At 38.2% G+C, this 16,383-nt stretch carries 15 protein-coding genes; 9 read left to right on the plus strand and 6 right to left on the minus strand.

Going from position 1 to position 16,383, the window contains the following annotated elements; translation table 11 throughout:
• Window positions 1–2 precede the first annotated feature (2 nt).
• From QZT73_RS07310 to QZT73_RS07345, 8 genes are all read left to right on the plus strand, one after another.
• Window positions 3–584 (plus strand): cytochrome c oxidase subunit 3, encoded by a 582-nt coding sequence (locus QZT73_RS07310; protein ID WP_291781596.1) that lies wholly within the window; start codon window positions 3–5, stop codon window positions 582–584.
• A 26-nt stretch (window positions 585–610) separates the two neighbouring features.
• On the plus strand, window positions 611–1,387 hold the full coding sequence (locus QZT73_RS07315) for a cytochrome c oxidase subunit 3 (protein WP_291781593.1): 777 nt from the start codon (window positions 611–613) through the stop codon (window positions 1,385–1,387).
• Between the two features lie 18 nt (window positions 1,388–1,405).
• Window positions 1,406–1,735, plus strand: a complete 330-nt coding sequence (locus QZT73_RS07320) for a cytochrome C oxidase subunit IV family protein (protein ID WP_291781591.1) — start codon at window positions 1,406–1,408, stop codon at window positions 1,733–1,735.
• 80 nt (window positions 1,736–1,815) lie between these two features.
• The gene (locus QZT73_RS07325) at window positions 1,816–2,481 is read left to right on the plus strand and encodes an SCO family protein (RefSeq protein ID WP_291781587.1); all 666 of its coding nucleotides are present in this window, start codon (window positions 1,816–1,818) and stop codon (window positions 2,479–2,481) included.
• Window positions 2,471–3,025 (plus strand): DUF420 domain-containing protein, encoded by a 555-nt coding sequence (locus tag QZT73_RS07330; RefSeq protein ID WP_291781584.1) that lies wholly within the window; start codon window positions 2,471–2,473, stop codon window positions 3,023–3,025. Before QZT73_RS07325 ends, QZT73_RS07330 begins: the two co-directional genes overlap by 11 nt.
• A gap of 34 nt (window positions 3,026–3,059) precedes the next feature.
• Window positions 3,060–3,326: a hypothetical protein gene (locus QZT73_RS07335; RefSeq protein ID WP_291781638.1), complete on the plus strand. Its 267-nt coding sequence runs from the start codon at window positions 3,060–3,062 to the stop codon at window positions 3,324–3,326.
• A 54-nt stretch (window positions 3,327–3,380) separates the two neighbouring features.
• Window positions 3,381–7,082: an ATP-binding protein gene (locus tag QZT73_RS07340; RefSeq protein WP_291787429.1), complete on the plus strand. Its 3,702-nt coding sequence runs from the start codon at window positions 3,381–3,383 to the stop codon at window positions 7,080–7,082.
• Between the two features lie 99 nt (window positions 7,083–7,181).
• Window positions 7,182–10,658, plus strand: coding sequence for a hypothetical protein (locus QZT73_RS07345; protein WP_291787432.1), 3,477 nt, complete (start codon window positions 7,182–7,184; stop codon window positions 10,656–10,658).
• A 105-nt stretch (window positions 10,659–10,763) separates the two neighbouring features.
• Here QZT73_RS07345 and QZT73_RS07350 read toward each other — a convergent pair whose 3' ends face one another.
• The 5 genes from QZT73_RS07350 to QZT73_RS07370 all read right to left on the minus strand — a co-directional run bounded on the left by QZT73_RS07350 (window position 10,764) and on the right by QZT73_RS07370 (window position 14,276).
• Entirely contained in the window at window positions 10,764–11,423 is a 660-nt protein-coding gene (locus QZT73_RS07350) for a DUF1080 domain-containing protein (protein WP_291781576.1), read from the minus strand.
• Window positions 11,424–11,493: 70 nt separating this feature from the next.
• Entirely contained in the window at window positions 11,494–12,522 is a 1,029-nt protein-coding gene (locus QZT73_RS07355) for a hypothetical protein (protein WP_291787435.1), read from the minus strand.
• Entirely contained in the window at window positions 12,519–12,875 is a 357-nt protein-coding gene (locus tag QZT73_RS07360; RefSeq protein ID WP_291787437.1) for a hypothetical protein, read from the minus strand. The genes QZT73_RS07355 and QZT73_RS07360 overlap by 4 nt, the downstream gene beginning before the upstream one ends.
• Window positions 12,853–13,995 carry a DUF4221 family protein gene (locus QZT73_RS07365; protein ID WP_291787439.1) on the minus strand — a complete coding sequence of 381 codons (1,143 nt, stop codon included), beginning with the start codon at window positions 13,993–13,995 and terminating at the stop codon, window positions 12,853–12,855. The genes QZT73_RS07360 and QZT73_RS07365 overlap by 23 nt, the downstream gene beginning before the upstream one ends.
• An 80-nt stretch (window positions 13,996–14,075) precedes the next feature.
• Window positions 14,076–14,276, minus strand: a complete 201-nt coding sequence (locus QZT73_RS07370) for a hypothetical protein (protein WP_009184235.1) — start codon at window positions 14,274–14,276, stop codon at window positions 14,076–14,078.
• Window positions 14,277–14,464: 188 nt separating this feature from the next.
• On the opposite strand from QZT73_RS07370, the gene QZT73_RS07375 reads away from it, so the two are divergent.
• Window positions 14,465–15,748 (plus strand): M20/M25/M40 family metallo-hydrolase, encoded by a 1,284-nt coding sequence (locus QZT73_RS07375; protein WP_291787441.1) that lies wholly within the window; start codon window positions 14,465–14,467, stop codon window positions 15,746–15,748.
• A 127-nt stretch (window positions 15,749–15,875) separates the two neighbouring features.
• Here the strand turns inward: QZT73_RS07375 and QZT73_RS07380 are convergent, their stop codons facing one another.
• On the minus strand, window positions 15,876–16,379 hold the full coding sequence (locus QZT73_RS07380) for a Na+/H+ antiporter subunit E (RefSeq protein ID WP_291787443.1): 504 nt from the start codon (window positions 16,377–16,379) through the stop codon (window positions 15,876–15,878).
• Window positions 16,380–16,383: the final 4 nt, after the last annotated feature.

Genomic DNA, 16,383 nt, shown 5'->3' on the forward strand with positions numbered 1-16,383 from the left:
AGATGGAAGAAAAATTCGCATATGTAGAAGGTGCCGAGCAACCTATAGCCATGCACCCTAAGAAGTTTGCCTTATGGCTATTCATAGTCAGCGTGGTAATGATATTTGCTTCACTTACAAGTGCTTATATTGTGAGGCAGTCAGAGGGGAATTGGTTGGAATTTGATCTTCCTGTTATATTTTGGTATTCATCTGTTGTGATTGTATTGAGCAGTGTGACCCTTCATTATGCCTACACCGCTGCAAAGAAGGATGAGTTGTCCAAAATACGGTTGGGGATGATTCTTACCAGTATTCTTGGGGTAATCTTCCTTGTCGCCCAGTGGTACAGCTGGGTTGCCCTCGTGGACAGAGATGTGTTTTTTGTAGGAAATCCTGCAGGCTCATTTCTTTACGTTTTTACAGGTTTGCATGCAATACACTTGATTAGTGGTGTGATATTTCTAATTATTGTATTAATTTCGTCCTTTAGATATAAAGTACATTCCAAAAATATGAATGCCATGGAAATGTGTGTAACCTACTGGCATTTTTTGGGCGGACTTTGGCTTTATCTCTTTATGTTCTTATTATTAAATCATTAAACTAATATACTGTTAAATTATAGATTATGTCAACGACTGCAACTGCTGCGGGTGTAAGCCCCAAAAGAGGAATCTGGGGAGGTGGTAACGAACCTCTGAAAGCCAGCTACGGGAAACTAATGATGTGGTTCTTCCTTTTGTCTGATATATTCACATTTGCAGCCTTCTTGGTGGCATATGCTGCTATCAGGGTAAGTTACCCGGGATATGCCGGTCCTGAAGAAGCTTTTATAGGATCTAACGAATACTGGCCAATACCAGAACTTGTTTTTGACGCTATTCCGTTTTTTCATGGAGTCCATATTCCATTGGCGTTTGTTGGATTGATGACTTTCATTTTAATTATGAGTTCTGTTACCATGGTACTTGCGGTGGAAGCAGGTCATAGAAATGACAGAAATGATGTGGTTAAGTGGCTATTATGGACACTTTTGGGAGGGATTACCTTCTTAAGTTGTCAAGCATGGGAATGGTCACACTTTATCCACGGAACCGAAGGAGGTTCCATGCTCACTTATGTGAATAGAATGGGTCAAGTAGTAACTGAAACAGTATATGGTGCCAATTTATTTGTCAATGAGTATGGCCCTGTTGCTTTCGCCCAATTGTTTTTCTTCATTACAGGCTTCCACGGATTCCACGTAACAATCGGTGTTTTCCTATTGTTCTTAGCTTTCTACCAGGCTGCTGTTGGAGTATACGAAAGAAGAGGACATTATGAAATGGTAGAAAAAATCGGTTTGTACTGGCACTTTGTAGATTTGGTGTGGGTATTTGTATTTACGTTCTTCTATTTGATCTAACGCATAAATTTGAATAACATGGCATTACAAGAAAATAAATCAAGCTTGGAAATTATCCCAAGAAATGAAGAGAAAATAAAAAAGATTTGGAAAACGGCAGGTATTCTTTTGCTTTTGACAAGTATAGAATTCGTTTTTGCTTTTACACTTCCAAGAGGGATTTTATTGTATTTGATTTTCGTAGGCTTAACCATATGGAAAGCAAAATATATCATGATGGATTTCATGCACCTGGGTGAGGAAGCCAAACCGCTTTTCTATTCCATTGTGGTTCCTTTGATATTCTTAGTATGGTTAGTAATTGCCTTGATGCGTGAAGGTGCAGACATTTTCATGATCAGGTGGTAATTTGACCAAAAAGTATGTTAAAAATCAGGTTGGAGAAGGAATCTTCAACCTGATTTTTTGTTATAGTACAAAACTCAAATATGAAAGGTGTAAGAATTCTTCAGGGCTTGGTGTTGGTTTGTATTTTGATGATACCTGTATTGGTCATTGTTTTCTTAAAATCCTTTGGGACCAATTATTATGATATCCCCGTTTTTTTTGAAAAAGGTGTTGAAAATCCATTTCAGGAATGTGATGTTAGTGAAAATGACCAGCATTATATACCGGATTTTGAATTGATCTCACATCAAAATATAAGCATGGGAAGAAAAGAGATGGAAGGTAAAATCACCATTGTTGATTTTTTCTTTACTTCCTGCCCAAGTATATGTCCCGTGATGAGTGCTGAAATGGAAAGGGTCGATGATGCCTTTAGGGATATCGATGAAGTCCAAATTTACTCCATTTCGATTGATCCGGAATATGATACCCCAGAGGTCCTACAAGCCTATGCTGAAAGGCATAACGCCACTCCTGGGAAATGGCAATTTCTCACAGGGGACAAAGAACGGATCTACGATTTGGCCCGCTGTGGCTTTATTTTGCCTACCCTTGATGGCTATGGAGAGCCTGATGATTTTGTGCACAGCGATAAGTTTGTACTCGTGGATGAATTGGGTAGGATCAGAGGGTACTACAGTGGTACCAACAGAGAAGATGTGGACCTTTTGATATTGGAAACAAAAATTTTATTACATGGAAAATAACAGTTTAATTCAAGAGCGGGACAATAAGGGAATGCTTAAAATCATTACCGCAATTGCAATCATTGTGCCTGTAGTGGTAGCAGTTCTTTTGTTTATGCCATCCAAAATAGACCTGGCCAGTGAATGGGTATTCTTTCTTCCCCACCTCAATGCGGTCATCAATACAGCTGCTACAGTAGCTTTGGTTATGGCTTTGGTTTTCATTAAGCAGAACAATATTGCGCTGCATAAAGCAGCCATGACCGTGGCATTTGGGCTAGGTGCTATTTTTCTGGTTTCCTATGTAATTTACCATGCTGCTGCTGAAAGTACTGTATATGGAGGAGAAGGGTGGATTCGACCTGTATACTATTTTATTTTAATCAGCCATATTATTTTGGCAGCAGTTGCGTTATTCCCTATCCTTTTGGCCTATTATTATGGCTATACGGATCAAAGACCTAAGCACAAAAAAATTGTTAAATTTGCTTATCCTATCTGGTTGTACGTAACCGTTACCGGTGTATTGGTTTACTTGATGATCAGTCCGTATTATAACTTTTAAACTAATTTTCTGAAAACATCGTTCTAATCATATGATGAAGTCGTTAAAAATAGGCCTATTTGTGTTGGTCTTTAACCTTTCTGGATATTTCTCAACTGCATATGCCCAATGTGCCATGTGCAGGGCTACGGTGGAGAATAATATCAGTAATGGCGAGACTTCTATAGGGGCAGGTTTAAATATGGGTATTCTGTACTTACTCATCATGCCTTATCTTGCTGCGATGGTTATTGGATTTCTCTGGTACCGAAATGCTAAAAAGAGAAAAGGAAAATTTGTCTTTTACGGAGATAAATTCTGATTTAAAAAAGCAAAGTTGACAATCAAACTTTGCTTTTTTACTTTTATCCTTCTTATGTTAAAGAAAAAAAGAACCCTTCTTCTTCTAACCATTATAGCAATTGGATTATTGCTCGCATTTAATTTTTTTATTAGTGGAAGGGAAAGCGCTGAAGTTTATTCCAAGACTGTCAGCAAAAAGGTCCAGCAGGTGCTTCAAGCATTTGATGATGATTTTATTGAGCTTTTAATGCAGAATCGTCCTGAAGAACCACTTTCATTTGGACGGTTGTCGATAGATGCGCAGCATCCATATTTTATTTTTGAGGATAATGGTAATCTTATTTATTGGTCTGACTTTACTTTTTTACCCGACTTTGATATCATAAAGGATCGTGTCAATGCTTATATTTATGAGGACCGTCAAGGCATTTATTTCTCAAAAATCAGGCGTTTTACCAGAAATGAAAAAGGATATTGGCTGGTACAGTCCTATCCTCTTTATTTCAAAAGGGAAATTCAGAATGAATTTCTTCAAACCGGTTTTAACAAAGCTGTTTTTGGAAATGATTTTTTAAGTATCTCACCTCAAAAAGAAGAAGGGTATGAGGAGATTATCAATGAAAGGGGAGAATATCTTTTCTCAGTTGCCTTTGAGGAAGGTTATGAACCTGTGGAGCAGACCAATAATATCACTTTATTGGTTTTTTTCTTTTCTCTTTTATCCCTCGTTCTTATTTTGGGTTATGAATTCATAAAAACACTTTGGATAAAAGGGCAGGGCCTTGCTGCCGTTTTCTACACAGCTGCTATTTTAGTTGCCATTCGTTCCTTGATGTTGTTTTTCGGTTTTCCTCAGGATTATTTTGATTTTGAACTTTTTGATTCAAGCAGGTATGCATCTTCCTGGTTAAACCCAAGCTTGGGAGACCTTTTACTTAATGTGCTTTGTTTTGCAGTGCTATTTTCATTGATGCTTGCTTTTATTAGGTTAAAGACATTTGTTAACCTAATTGCCTCTTTGAAAAACAGCTTCAGCAAATGGTTCTTTTTCATTCTGGTGTATGCGGTAGCATTGATCCTGCTCGTGGTTTTTTATGGACTTTACATCAATATTCTTAGTAATTCCCAATGGGAATTGAACATCCTAAGTTTACCCTCTTTGGATTACCTGAAAATGATAAGTTTGTTTATCATATTTTTAGGAGCAGCGGGATACACCCTTTTTTCCATTATGGGACTGAGTTTGGTGTTGGATGATAAAAAAGAGGATAAAGTTTATGCATTGAAAGTTTTGCTCTTATTCTCTTTACCTATTGTTATTCTACTTCTGTTTTATAATTGGGTACACCTTTTGGCTTTTATTACCCATATCATTTTTTTGGTGTCTATCATCACCTTTGATTTATATAAAAATATATTTAAACTTGGTTTAAACACCTTTTTGACCTTCTTTTTTGCTTGTCTGATTACGGCAATAATTGCCGGTATAGCCTCACATGATGTGTTCTTGAAAAAACAGTTGCAGTCTAAAATTAGGTTTGGAACACAGCAACTGGCTGAAAGTGATGTAATGGCCGAGTTTTTTCTTTCTGATATTATGGAAAGGATCAGACAAGATCTTTTTATAAAAAATGCCCTTTCAGATCCCTTTCAATCAAAGGAACAAATAGAAAGAAAAATCCGGAGAATTCACATGACCAATTACTTCGATCAATATGCATTGAGAGTTAAGGTGTTCAACGCTTCAGGAGAGAATGTATTGAGCCGCAGTGATGAGGAGACTTTGGAAACTTTACGAATTAGCTATGTAAACAGTGATTACCTTACTGCTGTGAGGAACCTGTATTTTATCAAAGGGAATGAAGAGAAGATGGGTAATCAATATTTTGCTTTTATACCGCTCTTCAGAGAGGACTTATTAATTGGAACCATCTATCTTGAATTAAAACAGCTTAGAATCCTTCCAGGGTCAGTGTTTCCCAAGCTTTTGATGGATAAAAATTACCTTTCTGGCCTGAATGAAACCAATTACGATTATGCAGTTTTCCAAGATACTGAGTTACTGTATTCGGTTGGAGTTTTCAATTATAGAGCTGATGATTTTGTAGAACTTTTGGATTCACCCAACCTATTCAATACCGGAATCTATAAAAAAAAGTACCACCATTTTGGAGTCAGCAGTGAGGATAAAATCATCGTTGTATCCTCTTCCATGTACTCTCTTTATTATATTCTGGCAGATATTTCATTGTTTTTTCTTTCATTTATTTTATTGACACTTTTAAGCTTGGGTGTTTATTCTTTATTGCGGGGGTTGAAAACTTTTAATTTCAATTATGCAACGAAGTTACAGATGTACCTCAACTTTGCTTTTTTCTTTCCTATTTTAATTATTTCTGCCATTATCTTAGGACTTTTGACCAGTTCTTATCAGGAAGAACTGCACAGACAATATTTTCAAAAAGCGACTTTGGTCAAAGACAACCTGGCAGGTATGTTGGAAAGGATGCAGGCAGGGGTTGCGGATCGGGATGATTTCATTGAAATGGTCAATAGTCTGGCGAGTACCACCAACCTTGAGATCAACGTATACAATGATCAAGGCTATCTGATGACCAGCTCGCAGCCCAATATTTTTGATAAACGGGTCTTATCAAAAAACATCAATCCGAAAGCAATTGTTGCTTTGATAGAGGGGCAAAATAACCTTGCATTGATGGCGGAAAAGGTAGGCTCTTTGAGTTACAAAACCGTGTATGCTGCAGTAAGGTCTTCTGATGGACAGGATATCCAGGCTATTGTATCGATTCCATTTTTTGAATCTGAAAATGAACTGGATATGTTAATAGCAGATGTGCTGAGCAACATTCTCAATATATTTGTTTTGGTATTTATCATTTTCCTATTTGTATCCTATTTTGTGTCAAAAAATCTCACATTTCCATTTAAGCTCTTAACCCAAAAGTTGAAGGTTACTGATCTGGAAAACAATGAACCCATGTACTGGCCTGCAAGAGATGAAATAGGGCTTTTGGTCAATGAATATAACAACATGCTCTTCAAGTTAGAAGCCAGTAAAAATGTACTTGCAAGCACGGAGAAAGAGTCGGCATGGAGGGAAATGGCCAAGCAGGTAGCACACGAAATTAAAAATCCTTTGACACCGATGAAGCTGACTTTACAGCACCTTTTGCGTTTACAGTCTGAAGGAAAATTGGATGATGTGCAAAAATTAAAGAAGCCATTAGAAACACTGATCCATCAAGTAGACACGCTGAGTGATATTGCTACTTCCTTTTCCACCTTTGCAAAAATGCCTCTTCCCAAAAATGAAGCGATGGATTTTCGGAAGGTTGTTCAGGACACGCTGGAACTTTTCAAAAACAGGGAGAAGGGAACAATAAGTTTTGATGACCTCAGCCTGTCCGAAAAACTAATGGTGATGGGAGATGATCATTTGTTTGGGCGGGTAATTTCCAACTTGATCATCAATGGTATCCAATCCGTGGAAGAACCGATAAAACCAGAAATAAAGGTATTGCTCAAAGAAGAAAACTCTCAGGTGATTTTGGAAATCAAGGATAATGGGAAAGGAATTCCGGAGGAGCTGAAAGACAAAATTTTCGTTCCCAATTTCAGTACAAAATCCGAAGGATCTGGCCTTGGACTTGCTATAGCCAAAAGAGGGGTAGAGACTGCCGGAGGACGAATTTGGTTTGAAACAACTTTGGGAGTAGGTTCTACTTTTTACTTGGCTTTTGATTTGGCTAAATAAGATTTTTTTAACTTTGATTTTTGATTTACTGGCATTTAAACCCTTGATTTTCTTTCTTCAATCATAAAAATTACATTAGTGTGAATTTTGTGTGGTAATATGCCAAGGGGGAAATGTTTTCTTTTTCTTATTTTGCTCTTTTTTGTGGGAGTCTCAGGGGTTGCTGCGCAGACAACAACCTGCAGGCATGTATCATTGGAGCTTGCATCCAAACCATTTTTGTTGGACTCTTTGAGTGTAATTGAAGAAAGCATTCAGGTAACAGATGGGAAAGAAAATACTTTGGATTTCTCTTTTCATTTTGGTTCAGGTATGATCCAAATTATTCTTCCAGTGGAATATGAAGAGGAGATGGTATTGGTTTGTTATGAGACATTTCCTTATTCCTTTCATCAAAGGATTGCAAAAAGGACCTTAATGGCTGATTATGATTCTATGGCCTATTTCAAAGAGGGGAGGGAGGCAGCTATTCCGGCATTTGACTTTAGAGAGGAGCTTTTTCCTTCTACCAATCTGAATAAGTCCGGTAACCTCACGAGAGGAATATCTTTTGGCAATACCCAAAATCTTTTTGTCAATTCATCCCTTAACCTGCAGATGAATGGACAACTTTCAGAAAACCTAAATATTCGGGCCAGTATAACGGATCAAAATGTACCTTTCCAGCCAGAAGGGAATACGCAGCAATTGCAGGACTTTGATAATGTATTGGTCGAGCTTTATAATGACCGGTTTAACCTTGCCGCTGGAGATGTGGTCTTACAACAGCGGAAATCCGAATTTCTTCGCTATTACAAAAACGTGCAGGGGGCCCAACTGACAACAGACTACAAAATTGGAGATAAATGGAAAGCATCAACCCAAGCTGCAGCATCTGTAGCAAAGGGTAAATTTGCTTCCATTATCCTGGAAGTTTCAGAGGGTACATTGGGTCCTTATCGGATTCCAGGGCCTCAAAATGAACGTTTCGTGATCATCATGGCCAATTCTGAAAGGGTTTTTCTGGATGGTAAACAGTTGCAAAGAGGGTTTAATTACGATTATGTGATAGATTATAACCAAGGGGAAATTACTTTCACTCCCAATGTGCTCATTACGCAGTATACCAGGATCAGAATTGATTTTGAATTTGCCGAAAGAAATTATACCAGATCGATTTTAACAGCCAATCACATTCAGGAAACGGATAAGGTTACTTTTTATATGAATTTTTACAGGGAACAGGATAATAGGAATCGCCCACTTTTCTTCGAGTTTTCCGATGCCGAAAAACGGCTTTTGGCATCTGTTGGGAATAATTTGAATGAAGCTTCTGTACCAAGGGTGGATTCTGTGGCTTTTGATCCTAACCGTGTGCTGTACAGGAAGGTGCAGGATGTGGATGACCAAGGGAATCCCATAGAATTTTTTGAATATTCCACAGACCCTGAGCAGGCCCGTTTTGCTGTGGGATTTTCTGAGGTAGGTCAGGGTAATGGGGACTATGTGAGAGACCGTCAATTGGCCAACGGACCTGTTTTTGTTTTCCGCCCCCCTATTAATGGCATCTCTCAAGGGAATTATTCCATTTTGTCCCCACTACCTGCCCCCAATAAAAAGCAGATGTTTACCACAGGCGCAAGGATCAAGTTAAGTGCGTATGAGCAGGTTTATACCGAAATGGCATTTTCCAATGTGGATCAAAATCTTTTTTCAGAAATAGACAATGAGACCAATAATGGTGTCGGAATCAAGTCGGGATTTATTTCTGAAAATAGGCCTTTAGAAAAATTAAAAGGATATCGCTTCAATGCCATAACGGAATTTGAGTATAACTCTAATAATTTTAGTTTCATTGATCGCTTAAGATATATTGAATTTGACCGGGACTGGAGTCTAACTCAAGAGGACATGTTGGAAGCTGGTCATGAGCGTATTTTCAACGGTGGTTTTGAATTCAATAAGGACCAACACAACCAATTGAGTTACCGGCTTAATTTCAGGAACCGGGGTTCCATTCAGTCCGGTGTCCAACATCTTGCCAAATTTAACCAACGAATAGGTGGGAGAATTTTTCTCAAGAATGAATTGTTTGTTTTGGATTCTGATGTAAGGAATCTCAATTCAGACTGGCTGAGGTATACAGGAGATGTTCAGTACAGATCAAAGGTTTTGGTTCCCGGATACAGATTGATGCTGGATAGAAATGCGGTAAGGAACACGGAGACAGATTCAGTGGTAAGCACTGCGATGAACTTTGTGGAACACATGGCTTATATCAATAGCAATGATACCTTACCTTATTCCTTTTTTATCAATGCTTCAGTAAGGGAGGATCTTTTCCCTGTCAATGGGATTTTGGTTCCAGATACAGAAGCTTTTCAGACCATGTTTGGACTGAAAAGAAAGTTTAAAGACCATGATCTTAGCGCAACTTTTACCTACAGGGAATTGGAGTTTTTAAGATTGGATTCAGAAAAGGAGACTACTGTCTTGGGCAAGGTAGATTACCTGGGGACCATGGCCAAGGGAGCTATAAGAAACGAGCTCAGTTATGCCCTGGGTAATGGCAGGGAATTTCGCCGGGAGTTTGTTTTTCTTCCTGTACCCACTGGAGAGGGTACTCATACTTGGAGGGATGACAATGGTGATGGCATTCAGCAATTGAATGAGTTTTACCTGGCAGTGAATCCTGAAGAAAAAAACTTCATCAAAGTGTTTGTACCCACTACTGAATTTGTACAGGCTTTCACCACGATTTTCAATTATCGCCTGAATGCCAGATTTCCTGATTCTTGGAGAAAAGAGGCGGGGCTTAAGCAGTTTATGCAAAAATTTTCCAATACGACAAGTGTGAGTATAGAGAAAAAAATTACATCCAATGAATTTTGGGACAGGATCAACCCTTTTGTGGGGGGCTTTGCAGATGAAGACCTGATTTCTGTAAGACAGGTGATCCGTTCTTCTTTTTTCTTCAACAGATCCTCGGCCAAATATGGTTTTGATTTTTCTGTTTTTGACAGTCAGAATAAGCAATTGTTGGCTGGTGGGTTTGATGATTTGATTCAAAAGGACTTGAGGCTAAATACCCGTTACAATATCAATCAAAATATCAATCTTCGCTTGCTCGGACAAACAGGGAACAGGATCGCCAATTCAGATTTTTTGGATAACCGCAATTATACCATTCAACAATATGGTTATGGGCCGGAATTAGCCTACCAACCGAGCAGTGTGTTTAGGACAACCATCATGTATCAATATATGGAAAAGGTGAATGAAGCCAATACAGAGATCAATGAAAGGGCAATGATCCATCAAGCGGGATTGGACTTTAGGTTTGCCAAGGCAATTAAAACCACCATCAATGCCAACTTCAGGTACATTTATATTGATTATAACGGGCAGCCCAATACCCCCACGGGCTATGAAATGCTGCAGGCCTTAACGATTGGGAACAATGTGACCTGGTCTTTAAATTGGCTGCAAAAAATCGGGGAGGGATTACAGATGAATATGGTGTATGAGGGAAGAAACTCGGAAGGATTGGGCAGACTGGTACATATCGGCCGAATGCAGGTGACGGCATTATTTTGAAAAGCCTTAAAGGAATTTTGTTTTTTTGCCACAAAGACACTAAGGCACTAAGGTGTTTTCTTTTCGGATCTTTGTGACTTTGTGACTTGGTGCCTTTGTGGCATGTTAAAGTTTTGTCAACTCCAACTTCCTGAATTCCACTTCTGCCCCTTCTGCCTGAAGGGCGATTTTGCCTTTGGTGGCGGTAGCTCCAAATCCATGGTTGACCAGGTCACCATTGACCCATACCATGACCTCATCTCCTTGACATTCGATCAGCATATGGTTCCATTCTCCCAAAGGTTTTTCAGAGCCATCTGTGAGGTTAAGGATACGCCGGCCTTTTCCTTCTGTTACTCCCCAGTTCTCCCTTGGACCTCTTCGGGCTTCCATGTCCGGAACCTGAATGTCTTCACCGATTACCCAAAAATCCCCTGCATTTTCATGCATCATCTGTACTTCTATGGATTTGGGGAACATGTCATAGAGAAATCTGTGGCTAGAAGCATGGACTAAAACTCCACAATTCCCGGGTTCACCAGGAAAGCGGTATTCCACTTCCAAGCGGTAATTTTCAAATTCCTTTTCGGTAATCAGGTGTCCCAGTGGGGTGCCTAGACTAACCAACATGCCCTCCCGAACGATAAATGGTTTCCTCAAAGAGGAATCCTTTTCCAGTTCAGGTACATCCATATACCAACCACTAAGGTCTTTTCCATTGAAAAGACTTTGGGCGGAGCTTTCCAAAGCTAAAAGTAAAATAATGAGCGTAATCCGAAATTTCATACCTCAAGATACAGAAATTATACCTTTTCGGGAAAACTTTTGTGAGGACTTGAATTCATGCCATTTGAACTTATTTAAAAACTGAACTAAGTGGTGTAATTTCTATGTATTGTAAACTGTCTTTTTCAAAATAATTAAATAAATGGTCATTTGGCCCAAAATGAATAGGCATATACTGGATATCAATTAATGCTGCTGTAGGCGTATCATCAACAGCACATTTTATCAAATGTCTGCTTAATGTTTTCCTGTCTGAATGCTGGGATACAATTAAAAAAAGCTGATCATTATAAAGTGTGAAATCCATAACTCTTGTGTATTCTTGTAAATCAACCTCTGCTTTAGCGTATTCCTCCATAGTGGCAAACCACTTGTTTTCCGAGAAATTATAGTTGATTTCTTCAGGTACTGAGAATTTTCTTTTTGAAAGCATTTTCCCTTTTTTATTAATAGTCAGGAGCATTTGATGGAACGGATTTAAAAGGTGGATTTTGTTGTCTTTTACAAACACCTTAATATACTCCGCAACGGGATGTTCCAAGGTTTCTTCAAACAGGAGTTTTGAGCTTTGATTTTTGATATTGTATAGATAAATTTTGAATTGATTCAGTTTTTCGAACTCAAAGGTGCCAATAATGAGGTGATTTTTATCAAATTTTGTAAAATCTGAAATGAATTCGGTCGAGGGAGTGTCTATGGTTAATACTTTGACATTATAGGGATTTTCAGTATCGATAAAATGAAATTCATTTGGGGAGATTTTTAAAATCGCAAGAGTCTCTAGGTCGAAATAATTTAATTTGGAAACATATTGCCCTTTGATTTCAAATCCTGCATAAGTTTGCTTCATCTCGACCAGCTGAATGGCCGAATCCAATTTGTTCTCCCTGTATATATCCAGCTGTGTTCGGAAGTTGTGGAGAATAAAAAAAGCATCTTGATGAAAAGACATAAGCAGTTCATTGGGGTTTCTGATTTTTTCAATCTTTATTGTTTGCTCAATATCATGAAATGATTCCTTTTGGTTTTCGCAGGAAGATTGAAAAATCAGATGGCAAAAAAGACAGATACACCGAAGGTAATGTTTTGCTGATTTCATTTTACAGAAGGATTAGTTTGGAAATAATGACTGCTTTTTTCCAAATAATTTTCAAAATAACGCGTGCTGTCCCAGAGAACTTTAATCTTGTTTTCATTACCGAATAACATGGCTTTTTTCTTGGAATTGGAAAGCACTATGACTAAAGTAGATGTATCGTTTGCGCTGAGATTCAATCTGTCTGCGTATTCTGAAAAGCAGGAATTACAACGGTCAAGATCAATGATAGCAAACTGAGGCACTGCATTGATTTTATTTTCAAGTTCCCTATTTACCTGACTGGTTTCTTTAGTACATGCCACGAACAATAAAATCAAAACAAAGGATACTTTACTCCACACTGAACACATCATATACAATTTCATCTTCTTGTAAACCATCATAATTGGGATGAATTCTTGGTATGTAAATGCCTTTTGGACCAAGAAATAATAGTCTTGGATCATAAGTTCTGGAATTGATTCTGGTGGTGCCTAAAAATTCACCATCAAGCCTGTAAGAAAGAATTTCAAAATTCTTTATCAAGTAAGGATTATTGGAATAGTTTTTTGGTGAATTAGGGTTGACTGTTGGAACATACCTCAGCCTATGTATAATATTTTTATTTCTATCCAATAAAATTTTTCCATATACATATCCTTCTAATGACATTTCCAGCCATTTTCCATCATAATTTTCTTTTGGGACTGGTTTTGGGTTGGTGCCAATGCCTCCATTCATAGGTATTGCTTTTGACTCAATTAAAACTCCATTTTCGCCTATGATATGATAAACTGTATCTGAGAGGTTCCATGAAAAATACCATTCTTCCTTATCAATTTTTATTCTTGAAAAGGTTTCATCAATCCACCTTTGGTTATTCATAAATGAAGGTTTTTTTACATAGGGATATGATTTAAAGTTTCCTGATTCTAAATCAAGACTATGCTCATGGATAAAACCATCATTCTCTATACTTTCATTTGTTAATTGAAAGACTGAAAAGTGTAATTCATTTTCAAAGATTATGTTTGGCATGGAAGGAGTACCTACGTGGTTGATTAAGCCATCCACGTCACTGTTGAATTCATTATGCCTAATTCTATCTATAATATTCCCTTCTACATTTACAATAAGAGAATTCTTCAAAATAAATTGTGAAAATAGAAAAATTGAATCCTGATTATGATAATAGAACGTATTGAGTCTTTCTATTCCATTCATTCCCTCTCTATCAATGTTGATTCGGCCAATAAGGCTTTGTTCAGATAAACTGTAGATGTCCAATGAATAGTTGACCTGATTTAAAACCAATAAAGAATCACCCACAGACTGATAAATGAAAAATTCATAAGTGGATACTTCATCTAGTGGAAATTTAACTGATTTAGATTTAATTAAAAATTGATTTCCCGAATTTTTGAAAATTGTGGAATTATCACATGAGATCAATAATAATTGAATAACCAAAACGTTGACAAATAGTATCCTCATATACTATATTTTTTAAAATATTAAAATAAATATAATCAACTTGAAAGTTAAGTAACAAGTTGATTATAAATTAGATTGATTTACTGTTGGGAACCCCCACACTGAATATCAGGACAGTCCCCACCTGTTCCTCTACATGCTCCTGGGTCATTAGGAACTGTTTTGAAAGCACATATTAGACATCCTGTATCTGGATCAACAGCGCATGCACTATTACTTGAAAAACTGATTCCTGCTGACATAATCAATGTCAAAATTGAAGCTTTTAAGAAATTTTTCATAAAGATTTGGTTTTAGTTAATGATTTAGTTATGAAAGCAAAAAAAATAACTAAGTCAAGAGTTTTGTCTGATTTTTACATTTTTCCCCTTGAGATGAATGCTCATTAGCGCAGAAAAAGGATAAGTTGACAAACGGTATTGCCATAAACCTATTTTTTTGAGTATTTCAAACCCTAAATTAAACCCTTATGAAAATCAATTTCCTTGCATTGAGTGCTTTCGGTGTACTTATTTCCATTTCTGTACAGGCCCAGGTAATTCAACAATCCTATAAAGACCAGGTAGAAACTTTGGTGCAAGATCCCACCGTAAAAAAAGCTTTTGAATATATCCTAAGTATTGATGAACAGACGGTACAGGATATGATTACCCTGACAGAAATTCCATCGCCTTCCCATCATGAAGAAGAAAAAGGGAAGGTCTTCGCCGAGATGCTCAGAAATGCCGGGGCCGATAAAGTTTGGACAGACGAAGTGGGCAATGTGATTGCACTTAGGAAGGGAACAAAATCCGAAAGGACTTTTTTGGTGGAAGGTCATCTGGATACGGTTTTTCCTTTTGGTACCGATGTGACCGTCAAGGAAAGAGGGGATACCTTATTTGCTCCCGGAATTACAGATGCCAATAGATCCTTGGCCATTGTGGTGGCCTTACTCAAAACCATGGTTCATGAAAATATCCGAACCAAAGACGATATCTGGTTTGCAGGCACGGTGGGTGAAGAGGGTTTGGGAGATCTGAAGGGCATGAAACACTTATTCAGGGAGGGAGCACACCCACTGGCAGCCCATATTGCCATCGATGGTGGAGGATTGGAAGATATTGTAAATGGAGGCATTGGTTCGTTAAGATACAAAGTGACCTTCAAGGGACCAGGAGGTCATTCTTATGGGGCTTTTGGGATAGGGAATCCTCACAATGCACTGGCCCAGGCAGTAGTTTCCTTTGTGCCTAAGGCAGATGATTTTACCAAAGAAGGGCCTAAAACCACCTACAGTGTTTCAGTACTTGGAGGAGGCACCTCGGTAAACTCCATTCCATATGAATCCTGGATGTTGGTAGATATGCGTTCAGAAAGTCAGGAAAAACTACAGGGTATCAATCAATTATTCTTGGAGTCCATACAGGAAGGATTGGAAAAAGAAAATGCCATTATCCGTCGAGGCAAAGCTTTGACTGTGGATATTGAAAAAGTTGGGGACAGGCCCAGTGGTGTGGCAGATCCTGATTCTCCTTTGATTCAGCAGACCATGGCGATTGCTAAGTACCTTTCAGGCAATGATCCAGTTCTGAGCTCCAGTTCGACCAATAGTAATATTGCCTTTTCCTTAGGCGTTCCAGCGGTGACCATTGGCCGTGGAGGTTTGGGAGGCGGTGCCCATAGCTTGGACGAATGGTGGATCAATAAGGATGGACATTTGGCGATTCAGCAGGCGCTGTTATTGATTTTGATGCAGGGGGGGTGGAATTGATTACAGTAGGACTATAATGGGGGGAATATAGGTTGATTTTTTTGTCTTGATCAAAAGAAAATGTCAGAGTTGATTGTATAGAGGAGAAATGGGTTCAGTTTGTTGAAGTACATCTCCTTAAATCATCTTAACCCTCGATAAACATTTTATCGATCCGGTTTTGGAGTTCTTTGATTTCTTCAGCCACAGAAATGTTTTTATCAAGGAGATGGATGACGATCTTTTTTTTCTTAATCACGCAGCTTGTAGTACCAGGTTGCAGACTGATTACCCATGCAAGAATCAGCGTTTTTAAGGGATCCTGATTGTGTTTGATCGCTATAAAGTCGGGATCTGTTGGTACAATCCGCAAAAATACCCTTCTTGCTACATCCCAACCTCCTCTAATGGCTGTTAAAATAAAATAGAAAAAAAAGCGGATAAACTCCAAGGGATGTAATACCCATTTACCTGGTGGCATACTGTAAATACTGATTACAGTGGTAGCCGATATGAATAGAACCACGAGCCAAATTTCGCTAGGTTTATGTCCTCCTAATAAAATGATCCAACCTGCTCCAAACAGTGCAAATCTCACGATGAAGCTTTTGAAGAGGATGCTGCTTTTTATTTTCCGGATACCTGATTTCATGGTT

It is taken from the genome of Cecembia sp. (genome assembly GCF_007126775.1).
GTDB lineage: Bacteria > Bacteroidota > Bacteroidia > Cytophagales > Cyclobacteriaceae > Cecembia.

Coding starts and splice junctions, on each gene's coding strand:
- QZT73_RS07310 (WP_291781596.1), top strand. CDS start 3: ATGGAAGAAAAATTCGCATATGTAGAAGGTGCCGAGCAACCTATAGCC.
- QZT73_RS07315 (WP_291781593.1), top strand. CDS start 611: ATGTCAACGACTGCAACTGCTGCGGGTGTAAGCCCCAAAAGAGGAATC.
- QZT73_RS07320 (WP_291781591.1), top strand. CDS start 1,406: ATGGCATTACAAGAAAATAAATCAAGCTTGGAAATTATCCCAAGAAAT.
- QZT73_RS07325 (WP_291781587.1), top strand. CDS start 1,816: ATGAAAGGTGTAAGAATTCTTCAGGGCTTGGTGTTGGTTTGTATTTTG.
- QZT73_RS07330 (WP_291781584.1), top strand. CDS start 2,471: ATGGAAAATAACAGTTTAATTCAAGAGCGGGACAATAAGGGAATGCTT.
- QZT73_RS07335 (WP_291781638.1), top strand. CDS start 3,060: ATGAAGTCGTTAAAAATAGGCCTATTTGTGTTGGTCTTTAACCTTTCT.
- QZT73_RS07340 (WP_291787429.1), top strand. CDS start 3,381: ATGTTAAAGAAAAAAAGAACCCTTCTTCTTCTAACCATTATAGCAATT.
- QZT73_RS07345 (WP_291787432.1), top strand. CDS start 7,182: ATGCCAAGGGGGAAATGTTTTCTTTTTCTTATTTTGCTCTTTTTTGTG.
- QZT73_RS07350 (WP_291781576.1), bottom strand. CDS start 11,423: ATGAAATTTCGGATTACGCTCATTATTTTACTTTTAGCTTTGGAAAGC.
- QZT73_RS07355 (WP_291787435.1), bottom strand. CDS start 12,522: ATGAAATCAGCAAAACATTACCTTCGGTGTATCTGTCTTTTTTGCCAT.
- QZT73_RS07360 (WP_291787437.1), bottom strand. CDS start 12,875: ATGATGTGTTCAGTGTGGAGTAAAGTATCCTTTGTTTTGATTTTATTG.
- QZT73_RS07365 (WP_291787439.1), bottom strand. CDS start 13,995: ATGAGGATACTATTTGTCAACGTTTTGGTTATTCAATTATTATTGATC.
- QZT73_RS07370 (WP_009184235.1), bottom strand. CDS start 14,276: ATGAAAAATTTCTTAAAAGCTTCAATTTTGACATTGATTATGTCAGCA.
- QZT73_RS07375 (WP_291787441.1), top strand. CDS start 14,465: ATGAAAATCAATTTCCTTGCATTGAGTGCTTTCGGTGTACTTATTTCC.
- QZT73_RS07380 (WP_291787443.1), bottom strand. CDS start 16,379: ATGAAATCAGGTATCCGGAAAATAAAAAGCAGCATCCTCTTCAAAAGC.